At 47.2% G+C, this 5,412-nt stretch carries 2 tRNA genes and 3 rRNA genes; all 5 read left to right on the forward strand.

Features of this window, described 5'->3' with window-relative positions:
• Window positions 1–274: 274 nt before the first annotated feature.
• Window positions 275–1,796 (forward strand): 16S ribosomal RNA (locus tag GJJ64_RS16730).
• A 115-nt stretch (window positions 1,797–1,911) separates the two neighbouring features.
• Window positions 1,912–1,985, forward strand: a tRNA-Ile gene (locus GJJ64_RS16735).
• A gap of 63 nt (window positions 1,986–2,048) precedes the next feature.
• Window positions 2,049–2,122, forward strand: a tRNA-Ala gene (locus tag GJJ64_RS16740).
• 129 nt (window positions 2,123–2,251) lie between these two features.
• Window positions 2,252–5,127, forward strand: a 23S ribosomal RNA gene (locus GJJ64_RS16745).
• A 157-nt stretch (window positions 5,128–5,284) separates the two neighbouring features.
• A 5S ribosomal RNA gene (gene rrf, locus GJJ64_RS16750) occupies window positions 5,285–5,396 on the forward strand.
• The 16S, 23S and 5S rRNA genes sit together here with 2 tRNA genes alongside, the layout of an rRNA operon.
• Window positions 5,397–5,412: the final 16 nt, after the last annotated feature.

Consider the following 5,412-nt stretch of genomic DNA (forward strand, 5'->3'; position numbering starts at 1 on the left):
AAAAAAATATTTTCAAAAACATTTGGAGGAGAGTGTTAGAGTTATTACCTTTGCAGCCCCGAAAGGGGGAAAGAGTTACAGCGATTGTGACTTATAAATGAGATAGAAAGCTAGACGGATATTAATTATCTAGATGGATATAGAAGCCGAACTGAGAAGAGAGGCGCAGAAGTTCTTTAAAAAGATATCATATAACGTAGCGACACTGAGAGATCAGTAACCTAGAGACGGAACAAAACAAATATTAACGAAAGTTAGTATCAAACCACATTATACAATGGAGAGTTTGATCCTGGCTCAGGATGAACGCTAGCGGCAGGCCTAATACATGCAAGTCGAACGGGATTGAGGAGCTTGCTTCTCATGAGAGTGGCGAACGGGTGCGTAACGCGTATGCAACCTACCTTCATCAGGGGGATAGCCCGGAGAAATTCGGATTAACACCGCATAAAAACACAGTACGGCATCGTACAATGTTCAAATATTGATAGGATGAAGATGGGCATGCGTGTCATTAGCTAGTTGGTAAGGTAACGGCTTACCAAGGCGACGATGACTAGGGGATCTGAGAGGATGACCCCCCACACTGGTACTGAGACACGGACCAGACTCCTACGGGAGGCAGCAGTAAGGAATATTGGTCAATGGAGGCAACTCTGAACCAGCCATGCCGCGTGCAGGAAGACTGCCCTATGGGTTGTAAACTGCTTTTATACGGGAATAAACCTATCTACGAGTAGATAGCTGAATGTACTGTAAGAATAAGGATCGGCTAACTCCGTGCCAGCAGCCGCGGTAATACGGAGGATCCAAGCGTTATCCGGATTTATTGGGTTTAAAGGGAGCGTAGGCGGCCGTTTAAGTCAGAGGTGAAAACTTGCAGCTCAACTGTAAGCTTGCCTTTGATACTGAATGGCTTGAATGAACTTGAGGTAGGCGGAATGTGACAAGTAGCGGTGAAATGCATAGATATGTCACAGAACACCAATTGCGAAGGCAGCTTACTAAGGTTTAATTGACGCTGAGGCTCGAAAGCGTGGGGATCAAACAGGATTAGATACCCTGGTAGTCCACGCCCTAAACGATGATAACTCGATGTTGGCGATATACAGTCAGCGTCCAAGCGAAAGCGTTAAGTTATCCACCTGGGGAGTACGCCCGCAAGGGTGAAACTCAAAGGAATTGACGGGGGCCCGCACAAGCGGAGGAGCATGTGGTTTAATTCGATGATACGCGAGGAACCTTACCCGGGCTTGAAAGTTAGTGAATGAATCAGAGATGATTCAGTGGTTTACCACACGAAACTAGGTGCTGCATGGCTGTCGTCAGCTCGTGCCGTGAGGTGTTGGGTTAAGTCCCGCAACGAGCGCAACCCCTATGTTTAGTTGCCAGCATGTAAAGATGGGGACTCTAAACAGACTGCCTGTGCAAACAGAGAGGAAGGATGGGACGACGTCAAGTCATCATGGCCCTTACGTCCGGGGCTACACACGTGCTACAATGGATGGTACAGAGGGCAGCTACTTAGCGATAAGATGCCAATCTCAAAAAGCCATTCACAGTTCGGATCGGGGTCTGCAACTCGACCCCGTGAAGTTGGATTCGCTAGTAATCGCGTATCAGCAATGACGCGGTGAATACGTTCCCGGGCCTTGTACACACCGCCCGTCAAGCCATGGAAGTTGGGGGTGCCTAAAGTCCGTAACCGCAAGGAGCGGCCTAGGGTAAAACCGATAACTGGGGCTAAGTCGTAACAAGGTAGCCGTACCGGAAGGTGCGGCTGGAATACCTCCTTTCTAGAGAAGTCAAAAGGTTTTTAGTTGTTACGTTATATGTATATTTTTTTATAAAAGGAAATGAACCTGAAGAGATGAGAATCGGTGGTTCTACCGATGAGGTAAGGGGATACAAAGTCTCGTAGCTCAGTTGGTTAGAGCACTACACTGATAATGTAGGGGTCAGCAGTTCAAATCTGCTCGAGACTACAAGAGAGAAGTTACAGAGTTAGAATATAACTTTAGAGACTATACTCGAAAAACATCTTTAAAGGGGGATTAGCTCAGCTGGCTAGAGCACCTGCCTTGCACGCAGGGGGTCAACGGTTCGAATCCGTTATTCTCCACGTTTAAGTAAATATGCAGTATATAATTATTGTGATACTTAAAAAAGTTCTTTGACATATTGGAAGAAGTTATTGAAAGAGAAGACAACAGGTAGAGACATCTACGCTTGTATGCTTGCATACAAGAAAAAGAAAGTAAATAAGAGCACACGGGGGATGCCTAGGCTCTCAGAGGCGATGAAGGACGTGATAAGCTGCGATAAGCTTCGGGTATTGGCACATACGAATTAATCCGAAGATTTCCGAATGGGGCAACCTAACTAGTTGAAGACTAGTTGCAATAGCGCAAACCTGCCGAACTGAAACATCTAAGTAAGCAGAGGAAGAGAAAATAATAATGATTTCCTGAGTAGTGGCGAGCGAAAGGGAAAGAGCCCAAACCAGTTATGTTACGGCATAACTGGGGTTGTAGGACCACAACATGAAGATTAGCATGAAGTCGAACAGGATGGGAAGCCTGGCCATAGCGCATGATAGCTGCGTAGACGTAAGTAATAATTGGATAGTGGTATCCTGAGTACCGCGAGGTCGGAGACGCCTTGTGGGAAACTGCCAGCACCATCTGGTAAGGCTAAATACTCCTGAGAGACCGATAGTGAACTAGTACCGTGAGGGAAAGGTGAAAAGAACCGCGAATAGCGGAGTGAAATAGAACCTGAAACCGTGTGCTTACAAGCGGTCGGAGCAGACAAGTTCTGTGACGGCGTGCCTTTTGCATAATGAGCCTACGAGTTACTCCTCTCTGGCAAGGTTAAGTGGTTAAGCCACGGAGCCGAAGCGAAAGCGAGTCTGAATAGGGCGTACAGTCAGAGGGGGTAGACGCGAAACCTTGTGATCTACCCATGGACAGGTTGAAGGTGCCGTAACAGGTACTGGAGGACCGAACCGATAAACGTTGAAAAGTTTCCGGATGATCTGTGGGTAGGGGTGAAAGGCTAATCAAACTGGGAAATAGCTCGTACTCCCCGAAATGTTTTTAGGAACAGCGTGGTGGTAAAGTTTAACAGAGGTAGAGCTACTGATTGGGTGCGGGGGAGTCAAATCCTACCAAATCCAGACAAACTCCGAATGCTGATTAAATATACACTGCAGTGAGGCGCGGGGTGCTAAGGTCACGCGCCGAGAGGGAAAGAACCCAGACCATCAGCTAAGGTCCCCAAGTATATACTAAGTTGAACTAACGAGGTCCGATTGCATAGACAGCTAGGATGTTGGCTTGGAAGCAGCCATTCATTTAAAGAGTGCGTAACAGCTCACTAGTCGAGCGATCGGGCATGGATAATAAACGGGCATTAAGTATATCACCGAAGCTATGGGATTGAAATATATCGGTAGGGGAGCATTCTATATGCGGTGAAGATATCTGGTAATGGGTGTTGGAGCGTATAGAAAAGCAAATGTAGGCATAAGTAACGATAAGGCGGGAGAGAAACCCGCCCACCGAAAGACTAAGGTTTCCTGATCAACGCTAATCGGATCAGGGTTAGTCGGGACCTAAGGCGCATCCGAACGGAGAAAGCCGATGGATAATGGGTTAATAATCCCATACTTTTTATAACTGCGATGAGGTGACGGAGTAGTGACACTGCCGCGAACTGACGGAATAGTTCGTTAAAAGGCGTAGGTATAGGACTGGTAGGCAAATCCGCCGGTCTTGCTGAACCCCAATAGTACTGAGAGCCTTCGGGCAATTAGATAGAGCAGGTAATCAGACTTCCAAGAAAACCCTCTAAGCATCAGGTTATAAAAACCCGTACCGTAAACCGACACAGGTAGTCGAGAAGAGAATTCTAAGGTGCTCGAGTGAATCATGGCTAAGGAACTCGGCAAAATGGCCCTGTAACTTCGGGAGAAGGGGCGCCTCTAGCAATAGAGGCCGCAGTGAAAAGGCCCAGGCGACTGTTTAACAAAAACACATGGCTTTGCAAAATCGAAAGATGAGGTATAAGGCCTGACACCTGCCCGGTGCTGGAAGGTTAAGAGGGGATGTCATTCAGCAATGGAGAAGCATTGAATCGAAGCCCCAGTAAACGGCGGCCGTAACTATAACGGTCCTAAGGTAGCGAAATTCCTTGTCGGGTAAGTTCCGACCTGCACGAATGGTGTAACGATCTGGGCGCTGTCTCAGCCATGAGCTCGGTGAAATTGTGGTCCCGGTGAAGACGCCGGGTACCCGCAACGGGACGGAAAGACCCCATGAACCTTCACTACAATTTAACATTGACATTGGGTACAGGATGTGTAGGATAGGTGGGAGGCAATGATCTGGGTTCGCTAGGATTCAGTTAGCCAACGTTGAAATACCACCCTTTCTGTATTCGGTGTCTAATCCTGCAAAGCGGGAGACATTGTTTGATGGGTAGTTTGACTGGGGTGGTCGCCTCCAAAAGGGTAACGGAGGCTTTCAAAGGTATGCTCAGTACGCTTGGTAACCGTACGTGGAGTGCAATAGCAAAAGCATGCTTGACTGTGAGGCCAACAAGCCGATCAGGGTCGAAAGACGGATATAGTGATCCGGTGGTTCTGCATGGAAGGGCCATCGCTCAAAGGATAAAAGGTACTCTGGGGATAACAGGCTGATCTCCCCCAAGAGCTCATATCGACGGGGAGGTTTGGCACCTCGATGTCGGCTCGTCACATCCTGGGGCTGGAGAAGGTCCCAAGGGTTCGGCTGTTCGCCGATTAAAGTGGCACGCGAGCTGGGTTCAGAACGTCGCGAGACAGTTCGGTCCCTATCTGTTGTGGGCGTTGGAAATTTGAGTGGGGCTGACCTTAGTACGAGAGGACCGGGTTGGACTGACCTCTAGTGAATCTGTTGTTCCGCCAGGGGCATTGCAGAGTAGCTACGTCGGGAATAGATAAGCGCTGAAAGCATCTAAGTGCGAAACTAGCCACAAGATGAGATTTCCATTGAGGATCGTGGAAGATGACCACGTTGATAGGCTACAGATGTAAAGGTGGTAACATCAAAGTCGAGTAGTACTAATTATCCGATACTTTCCAGAGACAGATAGATGAAAATCAAACTGTTGTTTTCTCGAACAATATCTTCTTTCAATAATATGTCAATGTTGTATGTTTAGAGTTATAAGTAATAGGTTAAAAGTTCATAAACTGATAACTAGTAGCTACTAACTAAGAAACGAATCAACATAAAGATATTCAGGTGTCTATATCGATGGTGTCCACCTCTTCCCATTCCGAACAGAGAAGTTAAGCCCATCAGAGCCAATGGTACTGCAGTAAAATGTGGGAGAGTAGGTCGATGCCGACTTTTATTAAATAAATAA

It is taken from the genome of Pedobacter puniceum (genome assembly GCF_009674685.1).
GTDB lineage: Bacteria > Bacteroidota > Bacteroidia > Sphingobacteriales > Sphingobacteriaceae > Pseudopedobacter > Pseudopedobacter puniceum.